General features: G+C 60.5%; 16 protein-coding genes. 8 read left to right on the top strand and 8 right to left on the bottom strand.

Going from position 1 to position 20,393, the window contains the following annotated elements:
• Nucleotides 1-23: 23 nt before the first annotated feature.
• The 5 genes from edd to FHP24_RS07455 form a co-directional block, all read right to left on the bottom strand.
• Nucleotides 24-1,841, bottom strand: coding sequence for a phosphogluconate dehydratase (gene edd / locus FHP24_RS07475; RefSeq protein WP_139675020.1), 1,818 nt, complete (start codon nucleotides 1,839-1,841; stop codon nucleotides 24-26).
• Between the two features lie 109 nt (nucleotides 1,842-1,950).
• Nucleotides 1,951-2,649, bottom strand: a complete 699-nt coding sequence (gene pgl, locus FHP24_RS07470; protein WP_139675017.1) for a 6-phosphogluconolactonase — start codon at nucleotides 2,647-2,649, stop codon at nucleotides 1,951-1,953.
• A 6-nt stretch (nucleotides 2,650-2,655) separates the two neighbouring features.
• Nucleotides 2,656-4,134 carry a glucose-6-phosphate dehydrogenase gene (gene zwf / locus FHP24_RS07465; protein WP_139675014.1) on the bottom strand — a complete coding sequence of 493 codons (1,479 nt, stop codon included), beginning with the start codon at nucleotides 4,132-4,134 and terminating at the stop codon, nucleotides 2,656-2,658.
• A gap of 74 nt (nucleotides 4,135-4,208) precedes the next feature.
• A complete protein-coding gene (locus FHP24_RS07460; protein WP_139675011.1) occupies nucleotides 4,209-5,498 on the bottom strand; it encodes an NAD(P)/FAD-dependent oxidoreductase in 1,290 nt (429 codons plus the stop codon).
• A gap of 11 nt (nucleotides 5,499-5,509) precedes the next feature.
• Entirely contained in the window at nucleotides 5,510-6,949 is a 1,440-nt protein-coding gene (locus tag FHP24_RS07455) for a glutamine synthetase family protein (RefSeq protein WP_139675009.1), read from the bottom strand.
• 135 nt (nucleotides 6,950-7,084) lie between these two features.
• On the opposite strand from FHP24_RS07455, the gene FHP24_RS07450 reads away from it, so the two are divergent.
• The 3 genes from FHP24_RS07450 to FHP24_RS07445 all read left to right on the top strand — a co-directional run bounded on the left by FHP24_RS07450 (nucleotide 7,085) and on the right by FHP24_RS07445 (nucleotide 10,553).
• Complete coding sequence (locus tag FHP24_RS07450; protein ID WP_180355921.1) at nucleotides 7,085-8,269, top strand: BaiN/RdsA family NAD(P)/FAD-dependent oxidoreductase; 1,185 nt, start codon at nucleotides 7,085-7,087, stop codon at nucleotides 8,267-8,269.
• A gap of 159 nt (nucleotides 8,270-8,428) precedes the next feature.
• Nucleotides 8,429-8,563 (top strand): hypothetical protein, encoded by a 135-nt coding sequence (locus tag FHP24_RS29210; RefSeq protein ID WP_281287403.1) that lies wholly within the window; start codon nucleotides 8,429-8,431, stop codon nucleotides 8,561-8,563.
• Between the two features lie 151 nt (nucleotides 8,564-8,714).
• Nucleotides 8,715-10,553 carry a methyl-accepting chemotaxis protein gene (locus tag FHP24_RS07445; protein ID WP_139675002.1) on the top strand — a complete coding sequence of 613 codons (1,839 nt, stop codon included), beginning with the start codon at nucleotides 8,715-8,717 and terminating at the stop codon, nucleotides 10,551-10,553.
• 149 nt (nucleotides 10,554-10,702) lie between these two features.
• On the opposite strand, the gene FHP24_RS07440 is transcribed toward FHP24_RS07445, so the two are convergent.
• The gene (locus tag FHP24_RS07440) at nucleotides 10,703-10,954 is read right to left on the bottom strand and encodes an SMc00767 family acetate metabolism repressor (RefSeq protein ID WP_112510623.1); all 252 of its coding nucleotides are present in this window, start codon (nucleotides 10,952-10,954) and stop codon (nucleotides 10,703-10,705) included.
• A 254-nt stretch (nucleotides 10,955-11,208) separates the two neighbouring features.
• Nucleotides 11,209-12,498 carry an isocitrate lyase gene (aceA, locus tag FHP24_RS07430; protein ID WP_139674999.1) on the bottom strand — a complete coding sequence of 430 codons (1,290 nt, stop codon included), beginning with the start codon at nucleotides 12,496-12,498 and terminating at the stop codon, nucleotides 11,209-11,211.
• A 201-nt stretch (nucleotides 12,499-12,699) separates the two neighbouring features.
• Here aceA and FHP24_RS07425 point away from each other — a divergent pair, with 201 nt between their 5' ends.
• The 5 genes from FHP24_RS07425 (at nucleotide 12,700) to FHP24_RS07405 (ending at nucleotide 18,378) form a co-directional block, all read left to right on the top strand.
• Nucleotides 12,700-14,115, top strand: coding sequence for a helix-turn-helix domain-containing protein (locus tag FHP24_RS07425; protein WP_246091625.1), 1,416 nt, complete (start codon nucleotides 12,700-12,702; stop codon nucleotides 14,113-14,115).
• 147 nt (nucleotides 14,116-14,262) lie between these two features.
• Entirely contained in the window at nucleotides 14,263-15,357 is a 1,095-nt protein-coding gene (locus FHP24_RS07420; protein ID WP_139674996.1) for a polyamine ABC transporter substrate-binding protein, read from the top strand.
• Nucleotides 15,358-15,442: 85 nt separating this feature from the next.
• On the top strand, nucleotides 15,443-16,600 hold the full coding sequence (locus FHP24_RS07415) for an ABC transporter ATP-binding protein (protein ID WP_139674993.1): 1,158 nt from the start codon (nucleotides 15,443-15,445) through the stop codon (nucleotides 16,598-16,600).
• Nucleotides 16,601-16,615: 15 nt separating this feature from the next.
• Complete coding sequence (locus tag FHP24_RS07410) at nucleotides 16,616-17,554, top strand: ABC transporter permease subunit (protein WP_139674991.1); 939 nt, start codon at nucleotides 16,616-16,618, stop codon at nucleotides 17,552-17,554.
• Nucleotides 17,554-18,378, top strand: coding sequence for an ABC transporter permease (locus tag FHP24_RS07405; protein WP_139674988.1), 825 nt, complete (start codon nucleotides 17,554-17,556; stop codon nucleotides 18,376-18,378). The genes FHP24_RS07410 and FHP24_RS07405 overlap by 1 nt, the downstream gene beginning before the upstream one ends.
• Before the next feature lie 9 nt (nucleotides 18,379-18,387).
• Here FHP24_RS07405 and FHP24_RS07400 read toward each other — a convergent pair whose 3' ends face one another.
• Nucleotides 18,388-20,244 carry an AsmA family protein gene (locus FHP24_RS07400; RefSeq protein ID WP_139674985.1) on the bottom strand — a complete coding sequence of 619 codons (1,857 nt, stop codon included), beginning with the start codon at nucleotides 20,242-20,244 and terminating at the stop codon, nucleotides 18,388-18,390.
• Nucleotides 20,245-20,393 lie beyond the last annotated feature (149 nt).

Here is a 20,393-nt window from a genome sequence, read left to right as displayed (position 1 = left end):
GGAAGACGCGTCTTGCCGGTGCTTCAGGCAAACACGCTTGCGCCCTGATCCGCCCGTCCGACATTGCGGCGGAAGGCGGAAAACAGTTCGCGGCCCATGCCGAATTCGTTTTCGGAAAGATCGGCCACTGCCGGTATGCGCGCATCAAACTCGGCCGCATCGACCAGAACTTCCAGCGTGCCCGCAACCGCATCAAGACGGATCATGTCCCCATCGCGGATCTTGGCGATCGCGCCGCCATCGGATGCTTCCGGCGTCATGTGGATCGCTGCCGGCACCTTGCCGGATGCGCCCGACATGCGCCCGTCGGTAACGAGAGCCACCTTGAAGCCGCGATCCTGCAGCACGCCGAGTGGCGGCGTCAGGCGGTGAAGTTCCGGCATGCCGTTCGCCTTCGGTCCCTGGAAACGGACGACGGCGACGAAATCACGGTTCAGTTCGCCGCGCTTGAACGCGTCCTGCAAGCCCTGCTGGTCCTGAAAGACGACGGCGGGTGCCTCGATGATGTGCCGCTCCGGCTTGACGGCCGAGATCTTGATGACGCCGAGGCCGACATTGCCGGTCAGCATCTTCAATCCGCCGCTCTTCTGGAACGGCTGGTCGACCGTCGTCAGCACCTTCGGGTCGCCGCTGACCTCAGGCACGCTTTCGCGTGTGACCTGGCCCTCGGCGCCCAGCTTGGCCTCGACCGTATAGGCTTCGAGCCCGTGGCCGAAGACGGTGCGCACGTCGTCATGCACATAACCTCCACGCAGCAATTGTTTGATCAGGAAACCCATGCCGCCGGCCGCGTGGAAATGGTTCACGTCTGCAAGCCCGTTCGGGTAGACGCGGGCGAGAAGCGGAACGGCGTCGGAAAGCTCGGAAATATCCTGCCATGTCAGGTGAATGCCGGCCGCACGGGCCATCGCTACGAGATGCATCGTGTGGTTGGTCGAGCCGCCGGTCGCATGCAGGCCGACGACGCCGTTGACGATCGAACGTTCGTCGATCATTTCGCCGGCCGGCGTGAATTCGTTGCCCTGTGCGGTGATGGCGAGCGCCCGCTTGGCGGCTTCGCGGGTCAGCGCTTCGCGTAGCGGCGTGCCCGGGTTGACGAAGGAAGCACCGGGCATGTGGAAGCCCATGATCTCCATCAGCATCTGGTTGGAATTGGCCGTGCCGTAAAAGGTGCAGGTGCCCGGCCCGTGATAGGACTTGGACTCGGCTTCCAGCAGTTCGGCGCGGCCGATCTTGCCTTCCGCATAAAGCTGGCGGATGCGCGACTTTTCGTCATTGGGCAGGCCTGATGTCATCGGACCTGCCGGAATGAACACGGCTGGCAGATGCCCGAAGGAAAGCGCCGCGATCACAAGGCCCGGAACGATCTTGTCGCAGATGCCGAGATAGACCGAGGCATCGAACATGTTGTGCGAAAGGCCGATACCGGCTGCCATGGCGATCGTATCGCGCGAAAACAGCGACAGTTCCATGCCCGGCTGGCCCTGGGTGACGCCGTCGCACATGGCAGGTACGGCGCCCGCTACCTGTGCGATGCCGCCGGCCTCGCGTGCCGCGTCGCGGATGATCTGCGGAAACGTCTCGTAGGGCTGGTGCGCCGAGAGCATGTCGTTATAGGCAGTGATGATGCCGAGGTTCGGGACGACGTCGCCTGCAAGCGCGTCCTTCTCGGCGGGGGAACAGACCGCAAAACCGTGGGCAAGGTTGCCGCAGGAAAGAACCGTTCGATGCGGCCCCTTGGCGACTGCCCGCTGCAATCGATCGAGATAGGCTTCGCGATGCGGTTTGGAACGTTCGACGATCCTTGCCGTAATAGCCTGGATGCTGGGATGCGCGGCCATGTCAAAGTCTCCTTCGGTCCATCCCGGTTTGGGAGAGGCCGAAGCCACCGGGATCATGGATATGATAAATCTGCCGGCGCCCTTGTTGGCGGACGCCGGAACAGGCTCGCTATGGAGCCCAGTATATATTGAGCGGAGAGGCCGCCCGGTTCAGTACGGCGCGGATCGGCATTTCCGTTTCGTCCGATCCGGCCTGAGCCTTGGCAAGCACGTCCTTCTTCTCTTGGCCTTCGATATGCAGCACCAGCAGGCGCGCATCCGAAAGGGCCGAGAAGGTGAAGGTCAGTCGTTCCTCGCCGGCCCCTGCCGCCGCCATGGTCATCACGCCGGGCGGCGTCGAAAGATCGAGCGCCGTGGCAAGATGGTTGCCATGCGGGAAGAACGATGCCGTGTGGCCGTCACCGCCCATGCCGAGGATCGCGACATCGAACGGTTTTCCGACCGAAGCCGTTTCCTTCGTTGCGATCTGAGCAGCAGCGTCTATCGAAGGCGCCTCATGGTAAAGAGGGACAAAGGTCGCAGCTGCGGCCTTGTCCTTCAAGAGATGCGTCGCCACCAGAAGGTGGTTGGAACGCGGACTGTCGGCCGGTACGAACCGTTCGTCCACCAGCACCACCGTCACCTTGCTCCAGTCGATATCCTTGCCTGACAGCGCCTCGAAGAACCGCTTCGGCGTCGATCCGCCGGAGACGGCAATCGATGCCGCTCCCCTGTCCGAAATCGCCACCTTCAGCCGCGCTGCAACCTCGTCGGCCAAGGCTGCGGCCAGTGCGGCTCCATCGTCAAAGCTATGCAAAGTCGAAGCCATGATCGATCAACCTTCGTGCCAGGTGCGGCCGTCACGTTCGATCAGCGCGATCGCCTGGCTCGGACCCCAAGTGCCGGCGGTGTAGCCCTGTGCCAGTTGTGCGGTTTCTTCCCAGCCCTTGAGGATCGGATCGACCCACTGCCATGCCGCTTCCACTTCGTCGCGGCGCATGAACAGCGTCTGGTTGGCACGAATCGTGTCCATCAGCAGGCGCTCGTAGGCGTCCGGGCTGCGCACGTTGAAGGCCGCTGCAAAGCTCATGTCGAGCGAAACGTTGCGCAGGCGCATGCCGCCTGGACCCGGATCCTTGATCATCAGCGATTGCTTGACGCCTTCGTCCGGCTGCAGGCGGATGATCAGCTGGTTGGCCGAAATGCGGCCCGCCGCGCTGTCGAAAATGTTGTGCGGCACTGGCTTGAAGGTGATGACGATTTCCGACATCCGCTCCGTCAGGCGCTTGCCCGTACGAATGTAGAAGGGAACGCCCGCCCAACGCCAGTTGTTGATCTCGGCCTTGATGGCGACGAAGGTTTCGGTGTTGGAAACTCCGCCTTCCAGCTCTTCCAGATAACCCTTGACCGGGCCGCCTGCGGAAGCGCCGGCGCGGTATTGGCCGCGCACCGTCATCTGCTCGCAATTATCGGCATTGATCGGCTTCAGCGCCCGCAGGACCTTGAGCTTTTCGTCACGCACCGCTTCGGAATTCATCGACGACGGCGTTTCCATAGCCACGAGGCAAAGCAGCTGCATGATATGGTTCTGCACCATGTCGCGCAGCGCACCGGCGGTGTCATAATAGCCCGCGCGGCCTTCCAGACCGACGGCTTCCGCCACGGTGATCTGAACGTGGTCGATATAATTGGCGTTCCACAGCGGCTCGTAGAGCGCGTTTGCGAAACGCAACGCCATCAGGTTCTGGACGGTTTCCTTGCCCAGATAATGGTCGATACGGTAAATCTGTTCTTCCTTGAACACCTTGCCGATCGTGTCGTTCAGTTCGAGCGCCGAAGCAAGGTCGCGGCCGATCGGCTTTTCGACGACGATGCGGGTCAACTTGGTGATCAGCTTGTGGTCACGGATCTTTTCCGAGATCGCGCCGAAAATGCCCGGAGCGACGGCCAGATAGAAGGCGCGGATGCGGTCCTTGCCACTGCCCTCGTCGAGGATCTTTTTCAGCTTATCCCAGCCCTGATCGGACTTGGCATCGACGGAGATATAATAGATGCGTTCGCAGAAGGCCTTGACCTGGGCCTCGTCATATTCGCCCTTCTTCAGGTGCTCCTTGAGCGCATCCTCGGCGAACTTGCGATATTCCTCATTGGAAAGCGCACTGCGGGACGCGCCGATGATCCGCGTCGGCTCCGTGAACTGGCCTTCGATCTGCCGGTGATACAGCGCCGGAAGAAGCTTGCGCTCTGCAAGGTCCCCGGTTGCGCCGAAGACGATGCAATCGAATGGTTCCACTGGAATGATCTGGCTGCTCATCGCTCAACTTTCATCGTGTGTGGTTGGTGTGTCTTATGCTAATCGATTTAAAAATTCTAGTCCGAATGTCGCTTTCAGATGCGATCTCTTAGCGCGAACCAGGTTAATGCAAGGAAAAGCAGGGGTTTACGCATAGCATGTCCTCCGGGAAAGGCGGATATATCAAGATCGGCCAGCGCGTCGAGTTCGCTTTTGCGCCCGGCGACCATTTCAGCATAAAGCTTGCCACAATAATTTGACAGCATGACGCCATGGCCGGAATAACCGCCGATCGAAGTCACGCCGGGCATGACCTCGCGCACGAAAGGTCGCCGCGGTAGGGTGATCCCCACATTGCCGCCCCAGGCATGGGTTACTTTAACGTTCTTCAGCGCCGGATAGGTGGTGACGATCTGTTTGCGGATAGCTTCCGCCGTATCGCTCGGATCTTTCGAACTGTAGACCTCGCGGCCGCCGAATAGCAGCCGGTTGTCTTTCGACTTGCGGAAATAGCGCACGACGAAGCGACTGTCGCAGACCGCCTCGCTTCCGGGGATGACATGCGGAAAAGCGTCGAGCGGTTCCGTCGCCGCGATGAACGACCCTATCGGCATAACATGTGCGGAGGTAACCGGTTCGAGGTCGCCGACATAGGCATTGGTGGCGATCAGCACCCGATCGGATGTCAGCGTGCCATTCGCCGTCTCGACCTTGATCTTGCCGCCCTCGCGGCGGATCGCCGTCGCTCTGGTGTTTTCATAGATGCCGGCGCCTGCAGCCTTTGCCACCTTCGCCAGTCCGATCAGCAGTTTCAGCGGATGGATATGGCCGGTGCCGGTATCGCGCACGCCGCAATAATAGTCCTTCGTGCCGACGCGCTCCTCCGTCTCCGTCTTGTCCATGAAGCTCACATGCGGATAGCCGTAGCGCTCGGCGGCGATCTCCGCATTGGCGCGGTAATCGCGCTCATAACCCGGTTTGTGTGACACGTTGAGCTGGCCCGGCATGTAATCCATGTCTATGCCGTTCACTGTCGCAAAATCGTGGAGATAGCGCTTGGCGTTTTCTGCCATGTCGAACAGCAGTTTCGAACGCTCGAAGCCGAGTTCCTTCTCTGCTTCTTCCGGCCACCAGCGCTGACCGGTGCCCAGCTGCCCGCCGTTGCGGCCGGAACCGCCATCGCCGAAATGCCCGCCCTCGATCAGCGCCACCGAAACACCTGCAGCGGCCAGACTGCAGGCGGCCTGCAATCCGGTATAACCGCCACCAATGATCGTCACGTCGACGGTCTGCGATCCGTCGAGCGAAGCATAGGTCGGGCGTTCGTCAACGCTCGCCTGATACCAGGAAAGACCCGGTGCGATCGGGCTCCGCCATGTGTCCATGGAGCTTGGCCTCACACGTTGAGCAGCAGGAACTCGCGCTCCCACGGGCTGATCACCTGCATGAAGGTTTCGAATTCGCCGCGTTTGACGCCGGCATAGATGCCGATGAATTCCTTGCTGAAGACTTCCGCCAGCGCCGGCTCCTCTTCCAGCAGCGACACGGCCGAGAGCAGGTCGCGGGGCAGGTCGATCGCGCCTTCATTGGCGGATTCGTCGGTCGGCGGCGTCGGATCAATCTTGTTCATGATGCCGAGCAGGCCGCAGCCGAGCGAGGCTGCAAGCGCCAGATACGGGTTGGAGTCCGAACTCGGCAGCCGGTTTTCCACGCGCCGGGCCACGGGATCGGACACCGGCACCCGGAAAGCCGTCGTGCGGTTATCGTAACCCCAGGCGGTGTTGACCGGTGCCGCCATGTCCGGCGTCAGGCGGCGGTAGGAATTCACATAGGGCGCCATCATCACCAGCGCCTTTGGAATATAGGTCTGCATCCCACCGATGAACTGGAAGAACTCCTTGGAAGGCGACCCGTCCTTGTTGGAGAAGATGTTTCTGCCGCTATCGATATCGACGACCGACTGGTGGATATGCATGGCGGATCCAGCCTGGCCCTGCATCGGCTTGGCCATGAAGGTGGCATAAATGCCATGTTTCATCGCCGCTTCGCGGATCGTCCGCTTGAACATGAACACCTGATCGGCAAGCTCGATCGGATCGCCATGGCGCAGGTTGATCTCGAGCTGCGCCGGTCCTTCTTCATGGATCAGCGTGTCGATCTCCAGACCCTGCTTTTCGGAAAAGTGGTAGATATCGTCGATCAACTCGTCGAATTCGTTGATGCCGGCGATCGAATATCCCTGTCCGCCCAGAATGGAGCGCCCCGAACGTCCCTTCGGCGGATGCAGCGGATAATCCGGGTCGTCGTTCTTGGCGACAAGGTAAAACTCGATTTCCGGCGCCACGACCGGCTTCCAGCCGCGCTCGGTATAGAGACGGACGACGTTCTTCAGCACGTTGCGCGGCGTGTAGCTGACCGCGCTTCCCTCGGTATTGACGATATCGCAGATTACCTGCGCCGTCGGGTCCGTCTCCCAGGGCACGACTGAAAGCGTCGAAAGATCCGGCGTCAGCTTCAGGTCGCTGTCGCGTGGCTCGTAGCGGAAATTGGCCGTTTCTTCCGGATATTCGCCGGAGATCGTGTGGCGGTAGAGCGCCGAAGGCAAAGCCAGCGATGTGTTCGACGTAAACTTCGACGACGGCATCATCTTGCCGCGCGGAACGCCGGCAAGATCGGGTGTGATGCATTCGATATCCTCGATACCGCGCGCGCGAAGCCATGCCGCGGCCTCCTGCCAGTCCGCCACGCCGCGAAGCGAGGTCAGTGTGGGTTGGGCGACGGCGGCTTTTGCGACCGTACCGACTTCAGCAGCAGGATTGGCTTTTTTTGTGGGCATGACACACCGGGTGAGGTTGATCGAATGTTCCCATCATAGCCACCGATTGGCGATTGGCGAGGGGGAGGCGTTGACTTTGGGTGAACTATGGCGAAGAGCGGAGGCGGCAACCGCCAGAAGTCCAAGGAGTATCGATTGGCCCGTAAATTCGATGTGGTGATCCTGGGCGCAGGCGCGGCGGGTATGATGTGCGCCATTCGTGCCGGTGCGCGCGGCCGTTCGGTTCTGGTTCTCGACCATGCCAAGGGGCCGGGCGAAAAGATCCGCATCTCCGGCGGCGGCCGTTGCAACTTCACCAATATCCATGCGAGCCCGAAGAACTACCTTTCTTCTAACCCGCATTTCGTCAAATCCGCGCTCGCCCGTTATTCGGCGCAGGATTTCATCGATCTGGTCAACCGTCATGGCATTGCCTTCCAGGAAAAGACATTGGGCCAGCTCTTTTGCGATGACAGCGCCAAGGACATCATCCGCATGTTGTTGTCCGAAATGCAGGCCGCCGGCGCCAAGCTCGAACTGCAGTCCGGTGTCGCCTCGGTCGAAAAGTCCGCCGATGGTTTTCGCGTCGTCACATCCGGCGGAGAGACGATAGAAGCTCGCTCCGTCGTTGTCGCCACCGGCGGCAAGTCCATCCCGAAAATGGGCGCGACCGGTCTGGCCTATGACATCGCCAGACAGTTCGGCCTCAAGCTCATCGAAACCCGCCCCGGCCTCGTGCCGTTGACGCTCGATCCCAATCTGCTCGAAAAGCTCGCACCGCTCTCGGGCATTGCCGTCCCTGCAGAAATCCGCCACGGCAAGACCGCCTTTCGCGAAGCGCTGCTCTTCACCCACCGTGGCCTCAGTGGTCCTGCAATCCTGCAGATCTCATCCTATTGGCGCGAAGGCGACGAGATCAGCATTGTGAGCGAGCCGGATCGCAGGATTGCCGATGATCTGAAGGCCGCCCGCAAGGCGAACGGCAAGCAGCTCGTCCAGACAGCTTTGGCTGAAATCCTGCCCAAGCGACTGGCACAGTTCTTTGCCGAGAAACATCCGGCCGCAACAAAGCTCGCCGACTGTTCCGACAAGATCTTTGATGCCGTTGCAGCCTCGATTCAGGACTGGCGCATCCGCCCCGCGGGCTCCGAAGGTTATCGCACGGCGGAAGTCACGCTCGGCGGCATCGATACTTCTGAATTGGAATCGAAGACGATGCAGGCGAAGTCCGTGCCCGGCCTCTATTTCATCGGAGAATGTGTCGACGTCACCGGCTGGCTCGGCGGTTATAATTTCCAATGGGCATGGTCTTCCGGCCATGTCTGCGGAGAAGCCCTCTGATTTCCGTCATCGAACCGGGCGTTCCTCCGGTTGCAATGGCATCATTCAGTACTTCTTAATATAGCTGGACGATCCTGCCACAATGACAGCTTATTTCAGTGTTCAAAATCCCAATAGGCTGCCACTATAGGTTTGATTATCGTCTCGGAGTTCCAATCCATGTCGAATGCTCGCCGTGCCCGCGCCATCGCAATTGCCAAGGCTGATGACCGCGTAAAACTCGTTCGCTTCAGCCTGCTGATGATTGCTGTGGGAGCCACGGCTGCACTTCTGGCCGTACCGGTACTGTTCTAAGCGGTACGCTAAATTAGTTTGATCTGTGATGGGTTGCCGGCGCGTTGCTGCGGGCATCCGAAGACTTGGTCTTGGCTTTAGTCAAATTTAGCAAAAATTTCACCTATATCGGCGAGTGTATGTGGGTCTTCTACACCCACAAGGGCTCGCCATGAACAAGATCGTTCCCTCCTCGGTCGTCACCAAAATTGTATTCCTTTGCCTGTTTCTCATCGTGGTTGCAGTGTCCGCCGTTTCCGGGCTGGCCTACAACACGTTTCGCAAGGACATCATGGAAACGGCGGTCGAGGATACGCACAAGTCCATCCGGACCATGGCGTTGATCTATGAGACATCTGTGACCGGCGCGAGGACGACGCTCACCGAAGGCAAGCTTTCGAGAGTCATGACCGGTGACGGCGCACTTCAGGGCCACGACCTCGTCGATCGTACCGCTGGCTCCATCGGCGGCGTGTCCACGGTGTTCGAAAAACAGGGCAGCGATTACGTCCGCATCTCCACCAATGTGAAGAATGAAAAGGGCGAACGCGCCATCGGCACCAAGCTGGCAGCCGATCATCCCGCCCAGGCCGCACTTGGCCGAGGCGAAGCCTATTACGGCCCGGCCGTCCTGTTTGGTCGCGATTTCATGACCGCCTATTATCCTGTCGTAAATGCATCCGGCGTCAGCGGCGTCCTCTTCATCGGCATTCCGATGGAAGTCTATTTCGCCCATATCGCATCTGCCGGCACAGCGCTGATGATCTCCTCGCTGGTCGCGCTTCTTTTCATTGCCGTCGCCAGCTATTTCGTCATCCGTGCGCTTGTCCGTCCACTCGGCGTCTTGACCGGTTCGGTCCGGGCGATTGCCGATGGCGATAACAAGTCCGAGATCCCCTATAACCAGCGCTCCGATGAGTTTGGCAATATCGCCCGTGCCCTGCAGGTCTTCCGCGACAATGCGCTGGAAAAACTGCGTATCGAGCATCAGAGCGCCATGGAACGCGCCGAGGCGGAAGCCGAGCGGGAACGCAACGACAGCGACAAGCGTCTGGTCGACGGCCAGATCGATCAGGCTGTCACCGCACTCGGCGCAGCGCTTTCGCGTCTGTCGCAGGGTGATCTCTCCGTCACCATCGACCATCCCTTCTCCGGCAAGCTCGAACCGCTCCGTACAGATTTCAACGGTTCGATCCTCAAACTGCGCGATACGCTTTCCAATATCCGCCAGAGCACGATGGCGATCCAGAAGAGCAGCGCCGATCTCAGCCATTCTTCCGCCGATCTGTCGCGCCGCACCGAAAGCCAGGCTGCATCGCTCGAGGAAACGGCTGCTGCCGTCGACGAAATCACCACGACCGTCCGCTCGTCTGCCGATCGTGCCCGCGAGGCGAACGAGGCAGTCACCCACACGAAGAAGAGTGCTGACAATTCCGGCGTGGTGGTCAAGAACGCCGTCGAGGCCATGGGCCGGATCGAGGATGCGTCGCAGAAGATCGAGCTGATCATCGAAGTGATCGACGATATCGCCTTCCAGACCAACCTTCTGGCGCTGAACGCCGGCATCGAAGCGGCCCGCGCCGGTGACGCCGGCAAGGGGTTTGCGGTCGTCGCGCAGGAAGTGCGCGAACTGGCGCAGCGTTCCGCCGATGCCGCCAAGGAAATCAAGGGACTGATCAACCAGTCGACCCACGAAGTCGGCGAGGGTGCTTCACTCGTGCAGCAGGCGGGCAAGGTTCTCGCCACGATCAGCAGCGAGATCGTCGTCATCAGCCAGCATGTCGAGACCATCGCCACCGCCAGCCGCGACCAGTCGGCCGCGCTGCAGAACATCAACCAGTCCGTCAACCAGATGGACCAGATGACCCAGCAGAACGGCGCCATGGTCGCCGAAACCAGCGAGGCGAGCCGCCGTCTGGCCGATGAGACAGAAGCACTGTTCGGCCTGCTGCAGCAGTTCCGTATCGATGCGTCCACACGCACGGGGCAACGTTACGACCGCGCCGCCTGACTCCCCTGCATATACCGAATGCGAGAAGGGGCGGCCGATCGGTCGCCCTTTCTCTTTGCGGGGAACGGAGAAGGTATGGCCGGCGTCGGCCTGCGCCGACGCTCGTCATGGTCCCGGTACTTGTTTAGACCGGTGTTTGTCTCGGGGGGCTATTGAAGCCGGTTGGTCATGACGACTGGGACCATCAGGTCGCCCCAATGCCCGTCGCCGCCGTGATGCCGCGCCGAGCGTATCAGTTCGACCGAAACACCGGCTTCGACGGCCTTCATGACGGCATGGTTCAGCCGGTGCAGATCATTGGCAAGCGAGCGGATCGCAGCCTGCTGGTCGGCGGTCATGGCACTCGCCTGTTCTTCCGCGCGTTCCTTAACGTGTGTCTTGATGGGAGTCTGGATCGTCATGTCGGGGTCTCCTTTCGTTTGGGTTTGGTTGTCTGCCTTAAGCCTCGGTGTTTTGTCCTCGATGTCGGCGTGTGCCCTCATCCGGCTGCCGCCACCTTCTCCCCGCAGGCGGGGCGAAGGGCCTCCTACGGCCAAGGTTTCCATCCCTCTGAAGCGTCGAGCGGGGCACGTCCCCTCTCCCCGTTTACGGGGAAAGGGTTAGGGTGAGGGGCAGCCACGACCGCAAGCCGTGTGTGGCACTTCAGGGAGCGTTGTTACTCCGCCGCCGGCCTAAACTGTGTATGTTCGGTCGACTCGCTCATCGCCGTTGTCGAAGACAGCCCGCCGGTAATCGCCATCGACACGGCATCGAAATAGCCGGTGCCGACTTCGCGCTGGTGTTTGGTGGCGGTATAACCGTTAACCTCGGAGGCGAATTCGGCCTCCTGCAGCTCCGAATAGGCCGCCATCTGCCGGTCCTTGTAGCCGCGTGAAAGCTCGAACATGCCGAAATTCAGCTGGTGGAAACCGGCAAGCGTGATGAACTGGAACTTGTAACCCATCGCCCCAAGCTCCCGCTGGAACTTGGCGATCGTCGCGTCGTCGAGGTTCTTTTTCCAGTTGAACGACGGCGAGCAATTGTAAGCGAGCATCTTGCCCGGATGATCTCGGTGCACGCCCTCGGCGAACCTGCGCGCCTGCTCCAGATCCGGCTTCGACGTCTCGCACCAGATCAGGTCGCAATGCGGCGCATAAGCGACCGCTCGCGCAATACAGGGCTCGAGCCCGTTCTTCACCCGGTAGAACCCTTCGGCCGTCCGCCCCGCATCGTAATCGACGAAAGGCTGGTCGCGCTCGTCGATATCGGAGGTCAGCAGCTTGGCGGCTTCCGCATCGGTGCGGGCAATGACAAGCGTCGGCACCCCCATGACATCGGCGGCAAGCCGCGCGGCCGTCAGGTTGCGGATATGCGCCGCGGTCGGGATCAGCACCTTGCCGCCCAGGTGGCCGCACTTCTTTTCCGAAGCCAGCTGGTCCTCGAAATGGACGCCTGCAGCACCCGCCTCGATGAACGCCTTCATGATCTCGAAAGCATTAAGCGGCCCGCCGAACCCGGCTTCCGCATCGGCGATAATAGGCGCGAACCATGTCTCGACCGAAAGCCCGTTGCCCTCCGCCGTCTCGATCTGGTCCGCCCGCTGGAGCGTGCGGTTGATCCGGCGTGCCAGTTCCGGCGCGGCATTGGCCGGATAAAGCGACTGGTCGGGATACATGGACGAGGCAGTATTGCTGTCTGCAGCCACCTGCCAGCCGGAGAGATAGATTGCCTTCAGCCCGGCGCGAACCTGCTGCATGGCCTGGTTGCCGGTCATTGCCCCTAGCGCGTTGACGAAGTCCTCGCTTTTCAGCAGCTCCCAGAGCCGGTTGGCGCCTCTTTCCGCCAGCGAATAACGGATCTCGATCGAACCGCGCAGCCGCTTCACGTCGTCTGCCGAATAGGGCCGGGTAATGCCATCGAAACGGCCTTGCGGAGCATTGGTAACCAGCGTGTCAAAACCTGTCATGCGTCTCTCTCCCACTTGATCCTGAGCATTCGGATAAGGCCCGAAGGTCATGTGAAATATTTACAGAATGACGAATGTTAATTCTATAAGTACATGATATAAAAGAAGTTACGATGTCACGACTTACACAGAGACGAAGGTGTTTTTGTAAATATTGTAAAAATCGAAGCCGCGTAAAACTTTGACAGGAGGAGGTCTGGAGTGGAGCGGAAGGTATTTGCGGGAGGACGCGTCAGGCGTGTCCGTCTGGGGCTGGGACTGACACAGACGGCGATGGCAGGAGCGCTGGAAATCTCGCCCTCCTATCTCAATCTGATCGAGCGCAACCAACGGCCGCTGACCGTTCAGCTGCTCTTGAAGCTCGCCTCCACCTACAAGGTGGATCTCGATGCGCTGCAGGGCGAGGGCGGCGGTCTTTCGGGCCAATTGCGCGAGGTGTTTGCCGATCCGCTTCTGGCCGGCGAAATTCCCGGCGACCAGGAGATCGTCGAAGTGGCGGAAGCTGCTCCCAATGCAGCACTCGCAACCGTGAAGCTCTATCGTGCTTATCGGGAACAGGCCGGTCGGCTTTCCGACCTTGCAGCCCTTCTGGCAAGCGAAGGCCGCGAGATGGCGACGACCGGCAGCCGCATGCCGATCGATGAAGTGCGCCAGTCTCTCGAGCGCCGGCCGAATTTTTTCGCCCGCATAGAGGATGCTGCGGAAGCCTTGGCAAAGACCTTTGCCGCAGGTGACGACCCGCCTTCAGCCTTGCGAGCCTGGCTGAAAAGCGAGCGCGGAGTAACCGTGCGCACGCTTCCCACCCACGTCATGCCAAGCCTGCGCCGTCGTTACGATCGCCACAGCATGCGGCTCTTCCTGTCGGAGAGGCTGTCGCCCTTCGATCGCAATCGCGAGCTGGCCATGGAGGTGGCGCTTCTCGCGCTGACGTCGGAAATCGATGCGGAGCTTGATGGACTGGCCCTGCAGACGGCGGAGGCCCGGCGTATCGCCCGGTTCGAACTCGCCCGGTATGCGGCCCATGCGCTGCTCATGCCCTACGCGGCTTTTCTCGCCGCCGCCCAGCGCGCCCGTTACGATATCGACGTGCTGCGCTCGCGTTTCGACGTCTCCTTCGAACAGGCGGCAGGCCGTCTCACCTCGCTGTGTCGGCCGGAGGCTGCCGGTATCCCGTTCTTCTTGATCGAGATGGATCACGCCGGCAACACCGTGCGTCGCGCGGGTGCGCAGGGGTTTCCTCAGTCGCGCTTCGGCGGCCACTGTCCCAAGCTCGGCATCCATTCCGCCTTCGCCGAACCCGGCCGCATTCTCGTCGATCGGGTCGAGATGTCGGAAGACAACGCCTTTCTCACCGTGTCGAGAACGCTTGAGGGACCGCAGGCGGATTTCGGCGAGCGGATCCGGCGCACGGCAATCCTCATCGGCTGCGATATCGGGTTTGCACCCGATATCGCCTATGCCGCGGCTCTGCCCGCCACTGGCTTTGCCGTCACAGCCGGTCCTGCCTGCCGTATCTGCGAACGCAAGGCGTGCCTGTCTCGCGCCGAGCCGCCGATCACGCGTCCGCTGGGACTTGACGAAATGGTGACCGGCCTGAGTGCCTTCGACTTTCAATGAGCTTTTGGGCAACAAGCCTTGGGGCAAGTTCTTCCGCACCGCACATTCCCACTTGTAGGTCGTAAAAATCCTTTCTACTCTGACTGCAAAATACAGAGGGAATTCCTGCGCGGTGGGCGCCGCGGAGAAAAAGAAACAGGAGAAATCATGAGAAACCATCTGCTTGGAATGGCGGCTGCACTTGCTGCAACCGCTCTCGGCTCCTCCGCTTTTGCGCAGGAAAAGGTCGTCCACGTCTATAACTGGTCGGACTATATCGATGAGTCCATTCTCGAGGATTTCACCAAGGAAACCGGCATCAAGGTCGTTTACGACGTTTTCGACAGCAATGACCTCGTGGAAACCAAGCTGCTTGCCGGCGGCTCCGGTTATGATGTCGTCGTCCCGACCGGCCCGTTCCTTGCCCGCCAGATCACCGCCGGTGTGTTCCAGAAGCTCGACAAGTCGAAGCTGCCGAACCTGACGAACATGTGGCCGCTGGTTTCCGAGCGCCTCGCCAAATACGACCCCGGCAACGAATATGCCGTCAACTACATGTGGGGCACCACCGGCATCGGCTACAATGTCGATAAGGTGAAGGCAGCCCTCGGCGATGTGCCGGTCGATAGCTGGGACATCCTGTTCAAGCCCGAAAACGCCGAAAAGCTGAAATCCTGCGGCATCAACATCCTCGATGCCTCCGACGAGACATTCGCGATCGCGATGAACTATGTCGGCAAGAACCCCGACAGCAAGGAAACCGCCGATCTGGAAGCCGGCGGCGAGGTCTACAAGAAGATCCGTCCTTATGTGAAGACCTTCAACGCCTCGGCCTATATCGATGAGCTCGCCAATGGCGACAGCTGCATCACCATCGGCTGGTCGGGTGACGTGCTGCAGGCGAAAACGCGTGCCGAAGAGGCCGGCAACGGCGTCAAGGTCGATTTCGTCATCCCCAAAGAAGGCACCTACATGTGGTTCGACAATCTCGCCATCCCTGCGGATGCGAAGAATGTCGAGGAAGCCCATGCCTTCATCAACTATCTGATGAAGCCGGAAATCATCGCCAAGGCCTCCAACTACGTCCAGTATGCGAACGGCAACCTCGCATCGCAGAAATTCGTCGACAAGGAAGTGCTGGAAAATCCGTCGGTCTATCCGCCGGAAGATGTCGTGGCGAAGCTCTTCACCATCTCGCCTTACGGCCCCAAGGAACAGCGCGTGCTGAACCGGGTCTGGACCCAGATCAAGACCGGCAGCTGATACCGATATCTTCAAGGGCGGGCACTGACCCGCCTTTTTGATTTGAACGACACGCTGGGACTTAAAAGACAAGCTGGGGCAAGGCATGGCGAAAACTCTCGGACCGGTAAAACGTAAATTCTCTCCCTGGACCGATCCGAATGCGGTCCCCTTTATCCGCTTCGAGAACATCACCAAACGCTTCGGCGATTTCGTCGCCGTCGATAACCTCACGCTCGATATCTACGAGAAGGAATTCTTCTCGCTGCTCGGCCCCTCCGGCTGCGGCAAGACCACGCTGATGCGCATGCTTGCCGGCTTCGAGGAGCCGACCGAAGGCCGCATCCTGCTGCAGGGCAACGATATAAGAGGCGTGCCGCCCTATCGCCGTCCGACCAACATGATGTTCCAGTCCTATGCGCTTTTCCCGCATATGACGGTGGAGAAGAACATCGCTTTCGGCCTCGAGCAGGACAATCTTCCCAAGGCCGACATCGCGGCCCGCGTCGAGGAAATGCTCAAGCTCGTCAAGCTGGAACAGTTCGCCAAACGCAAGCCGAACCAGCTTTCCGGCGGCCAGCGCCAGCGCGTCGCGCTTGCCCGCTCGCTCGCCAAACGCCCCAAGGTCCTGCTGCTCGACGAACCGCTCGGAGCACTCGACAAGAAGCTGCGCGAGGAAACCCAGTTCGAACTGATGGATCTGCAGCACACGCTCGGCCTGACCTTCCTGATCGTCACCCACGACCAGGAAGAGGCGATGACGGTTTCGGATCGTATCGCGGTGATGGACAAGGGCGTCATCGTCCAGGTGGCAACGCCGGCGGAAATCTACGAGGCGCCGAACAGCCGTTACGTCGCGGATTTCATCGGCGACATCAATATTCTCGAAGGCACGATCACCGAAACCGGCAGTGCGCTCGGCGCGCCGGGAGCGGTCAATATCGATTGCGGTGGCCTGTTCGTTGCCGTCGATCAGGAATGCCAGGCGGTGAAAGGCGATCAGGTCGCCTTCGCCGTCCGACCGGAAAAGGTTCGCATCTCGCCGGACGCACCGGCCGACACGTCGGTCAACAGCTTCTACGGTGAGGTCTGGGATATCGGTTATCTCGGCGATTTCTCGCTCTTCCTCGTCCGCTCCGAGGATGGCCGCATTCTCCGCGCTGCACAAGCTAACGTCTCGCGCCTCGTCGACCGGCCAATCACCTTCGGCGATATGGTCTGGCTCACCTGGTCGCGTGATGCCGGCCTCGTTCTGACGCGATAGGAAGGGGGAGCGAACATGACCAATGTCGCTGAAACCAATCCTGCCACCAACGCCGCCATCAATGCAGGGGGCCCGTCCTGGACACGCTGGCTGGTTGTCGCCGTGCCTTATGTCTGGCTGCTGCTGTTCTTCGTCGCGCCGTTCCTGATCATCCTGAAGATATCCTTTTCGGACACGGCCATCTCGATCCCGCCCTATACGCCGACCTTCAAGGGTTTTGGGGCGCTCGGCGACTTTTTCTCGCAACTCGATTTCGAGAACTACATCTTCCTTACAGAAGACCCGCTCTACATCTGGTCATACCTATCGTCGCTCAGGATCGCGGCGATCTCGACGCTGCTTTTGTTGCTGATCGGCTATCCGATGGCGCTTGCCATGGCCCGCGCGCCGACGTCGATTCGGCCGACTCTCGTCATGCTGGTCATCCTGCCCTTCTGGACCTCTTTCCTGATCCGCGTTTACGCCTGGATCGGCATCCTGAAGCCGGATGGGCTGCTGACGCTTCTGTTGCAGACGGTCGGCCTTATGGGCCCGGACCAGCAGGTGCAAATCTTCCGCACCGATTATGCCGTCTTCATCGGCATCGTTTATTCCTATCTCCCCTTCATGGTCCTGCCGCTCTATTCGGCGCTGGAAAAGATGGACAATTCGCTGCTTGAAGCCGCGAGCGATCTCGGTTGCCCGCCCTGGAAAGCCTTCTGGAAGATCACTTTCCCGCTGTCGCTGCCGGGCGTCATCGCTGGTTCGATGATCTGCTTCATCCCGATTACCGGTGAATTCGTCATCCCCGACCTGTTGGGCGGTGCCGATACGCTGATGATCGGCAAGACGCTCTGGACCGAGTTCTTCGGCAATCGCGACTGGCCGCTCGCCTCCGCCGTTGCCGTTATCCTGCTGATCATGCTCGTCGTGCCGATCATGATCTTCCAGAACCAGCAGAAGAAGGTGGCGTGATGAGATCTCCCCGTTTTGACGCCACCGTCCTGACCCTCGGCTTCGCCTTCCTGTACATCCCGATCATCATCCTGATCGTGTACTCGTTCAACGCCTCGCGGCTGGTCACGGTCTGGGGCGGGTTTTCGCTGAACTGGTACTCGACCATGTGGTCCAACCAGGGCCTGATGGACGCAGCCTGGGTGACGGCACGTGTGGGATTGCTCAGCGCCACGTTGGGCACCATCCTCGGCACGCTGGCGGCACTGGCACTCACCCGTTATTCGCGCTTTCCGGGCCGCATGGCTTTCTCGGGCATGATCTATGCGCCATTGGTCATGCCGGAGGTTATTACCGGCCTCTCGCTACTGCTGCTGTTCGTCGCCATCGGCATCGACCGCGGCTTCTGGACCGTCACGATAGCGCACACGACCTTCACCATGTGCTATGTGGCGATTGTCGTGCAGTCGCGGCTTCTGACCTTTGACCGCAGCCTTGAGGAGGCGGCACTCGATCTCGGCTGCCCGCCGGTGAAAACCTTCTTCAAGATCACCCTGCCGTTGATTTTCCCCGCCGTCATCGCCGGCTGGATGCTGGCCTTCACGCTCTCGCTCGACGATCTGGTCATCGCCAGCTTCAACACCGGTCCGGGCGCGACGACCCTGCCGATCAAGATCTATTCGCAGGTCCGCCTTGGCGTGACGCCGGAGATCAACGCCATCTGCACCATCCTGATCGGCCTCGTAACATTGGGTGTCATCGCTGCGTCTCTGACCACCAAGCGCACCGAGATCAAGCGTATCCGCGACGAACATCTTGCCGTGCGTGGTGCAGCTGCATCCTGATCGGCCGGTTTATTCGCCCGGCTTGGGCGCCGGCACGTTCATCGGCCAGAGGATCGGTGTTGGCCATGCTCCGCCGATGAAGAAGTTCAGCGGCGGGCTTGCGTCCTTCGGGCTGATCGTGGCGGAAAGTGCCAGGCTGCTATTGGCAAGCGGCACGGCTCCCGCCAGCATTATCGTCTCGTTGCGGCCGGCAATCTCGGTGTCCTGAAGGTCGGCGATGCCGTTGCGGATCGTCGCAGTTGCTTTCAGGCTGTCGAATTCGATCGATCCGGTCGCCGCGTCACTGAGCGAGAAATACGGCTTCTGCACCGCCAGCTGGCGGATGGCCGATAGGTCGATGCCGTTCAGCCTGCCGGGTCCAGTCTGGAAACTGATCGTCCCCACCGCTGCATTCCACGCGTTCTGATCGATCGGCCTTGGCACGTCCAGCGAGATATCGAGTGAACCCTGCGCCGCCGGCAATGCGCCTTTGAGCTGCAATTGCTGGGCGATCGCGGCAAAATCCGCTCCCCGGATGGCCGCGCGGAAAGCGACCGTCTGTCCTTCGTCCTCGGCGCCGGCATTGGCTTTGAGCGTGCTGATCCGGCCTGTCACGCGGCCCGGCTGCAGGTCGCTATCCAGAATGTCCAGGCGGAATTGCTGCGCTACGTTCATCAGCCCCAGCGCGATGTCATGAAGCTGCACGCCACCGAACGAAGCGATCTGAGAAGACAGCCTGAGATCGAGATCCAGATCGGTCACCAGCGAGGGCAGCGCATGCACGTCCCTGCTGATCGTCGGCTCCAGCGCAAGAAGCAGGCGCCGCAGATCGATGTGGTCGAAGGCCAGTGTGCCTGAAAGCCTCGGCTGCCCGGTCGCAGGTGTGTCGAGTTCCAGCAGGCCGGTGGCATGCTCGTCGTTCAATCCGAGCGAAAGTTCCTCGAACCGCAATTCCTGCCGGTCGGCAATCAGCCGGGCTGAGACGGACGCCGATTGCAACCCGTCGACAAGACGGGGATCGATCTCGAACCAGCGCAATGCGGCCGGCATGTCCGACGCCCGAAGCTCTGCATTGCCGGAAAAATAACCTCGCGGCGTCAGGCTTGCGATGCCGTCGAACTTTGCAAGGCCGATATCGGCACTGGCCGTCCCCTCGAAGTCTCCGCTTCTGCCGTCGAGAAGCAGCAGTGGCTGCGTGCTGCGAATATCGAGGCCGATCTTCTTGCCGCGAACGACGGCCTCTCCACGGATGGTCGCGGTATCGGAAAGATGCGGCCAGTCCATCACGCCGTTGATGGCGTCGAAGCGGGCAGCGTTTCCGTCGGTCCATCCGATGATATCGATAATGCCGTTTCGAACCTGCACTTCGCCGATCGGCGCATCGAGCGCCTGATCGAGCCTCTGCCGGTCGCCATTGACCGTTGCCTTGGCCATGGCATCGACCAGCTGTCCGCCATTCACCCAGTGAAGCCGTCCATCCTTGCTGCGGCTCAGGAAGAAGTGGGGATCGACGAGGCGGAAATCCTCGAAGACGGGGTGGCCCAGCACGGCTTCGATCAGGTCGAACGATGCGGACAGTTCCTTGATCGTCGCCAGTATCTTCCGCTCGCCCTGCCCATCGTTGTGAATGGTGATGTCGGTGAGCGTGACTTCCGGATGTGGCCAGAACCGAATGGTGGAGACGCCGCCGATCGTGGCGTTATTGCCGGTCCACTGTTCGACCGACTGCTCGATGCTTTCCCGCACCACGCTGGTGGAAATCAGGAAAGGCGTGACGACCCGGAAAATGGCAGCCACCGCAAGGATCAGCGCGAGCGCGATCAGCACCGTGCGGCCAACTGGCCGGCGGGCATGCCTGCGGAATGTCTGGGCGGCTTTTGTGAACATGCAAGGCGCATATAGGAATTGCCGGCACGGCGCAATTCAGGTGCAGCAACGACCGCATCCTGTGCTTCATTGTCGCATGCGACATGTTATACATCCTCCGTCGCACGGGCATGGAGGTGCCTGCGGCATGAGGAGGCCGGCAAACGTCG

Source organism: Aliirhizobium smilacinae (assembly GCF_006335145.1).
Taxonomy (GTDB): Bacteria; Pseudomonadota; Alphaproteobacteria; order Rhizobiales; family Rhizobiaceae; genus Neorhizobium; species Neorhizobium smilacinae.
This window is presented reverse-complemented; position numbering and strand designations above follow the sequence as displayed.

What these genes read in the sequence shown, in the direction of transcription:
- edd (WP_139675020.1), bottom strand. Translation starts at nt 1,841, where the DNA reads ATGGCCGCGCATCCCAGCATCCAGGCTATTACGGCAAGGATCGTCGAA.
- pgl (WP_139675017.1), bottom strand. Translation starts at nt 2,649, where the DNA reads ATGGCTTCGACTTTGCATAGCTTTGACGATGGAGCCGCACTGGCCGCA.
- zwf (WP_139675014.1), bottom strand. Translation starts at nt 4,134, where the DNA reads ATGAGCAGCCAGATCATTCCAGTGGAACCATTCGATTGCATCGTCTTC.
- FHP24_RS07460 (WP_139675011.1), bottom strand. Translation starts at nt 5,498, where the DNA reads ATGGACACATGGCGGAGCCCGATCGCACCGGGTCTTTCCTGGTATCAG.
- FHP24_RS07455 (WP_139675009.1), bottom strand. Translation starts at nt 6,949, where the DNA reads ATGCCCACAAAAAAAGCCAATCCTGCTGCTGAAGTCGGTACGGTCGCA.
- FHP24_RS29210 (WP_281287403.1), top strand. Translation starts at nt 8,429, where the DNA reads ATGTCGAATGCTCGCCGTGCCCGCGCCATCGCAATTGCCAAGGCTGAT.
- FHP24_RS07445 (WP_139675002.1), top strand. Translation starts at nt 8,715, where the DNA reads ATGAACAAGATCGTTCCCTCCTCGGTCGTCACCAAAATTGTATTCCTT.
- FHP24_RS07440 (WP_112510623.1), bottom strand. Translation starts at nt 10,954, where the DNA reads ATGACGATCCAGACTCCCATCAAGACACACGTTAAGGAACGCGCGGAA.
- aceA (WP_139674999.1), bottom strand. Translation starts at nt 12,498, where the DNA reads ATGACAGGTTTTGACACGCTGGTTACCAATGCTCCGCAAGGCCGTTTC.
- FHP24_RS07420 (WP_139674996.1), top strand. Translation starts at nt 14,263, where the DNA reads ATGAGAAACCATCTGCTTGGAATGGCGGCTGCACTTGCTGCAACCGCT.
- FHP24_RS07415 (WP_139674993.1), top strand. Translation starts at nt 15,443, where the DNA reads ATGGCGAAAACTCTCGGACCGGTAAAACGTAAATTCTCTCCCTGGACC.
- FHP24_RS07410 (WP_139674991.1), top strand. Translation starts at nt 16,616, where the DNA reads ATGACCAATGTCGCTGAAACCAATCCTGCCACCAACGCCGCCATCAAT.
- FHP24_RS07405 (WP_139674988.1), top strand. Translation starts at nt 17,554, where the DNA reads ATGAGATCTCCCCGTTTTGACGCCACCGTCCTGACCCTCGGCTTCGCC.
- FHP24_RS07400 (WP_139674985.1), bottom strand. Translation starts at nt 20,244, where the DNA reads ATGTTCACAAAAGCCGCCCAGACATTCCGCAGGCATGCCCGCCGGCCA.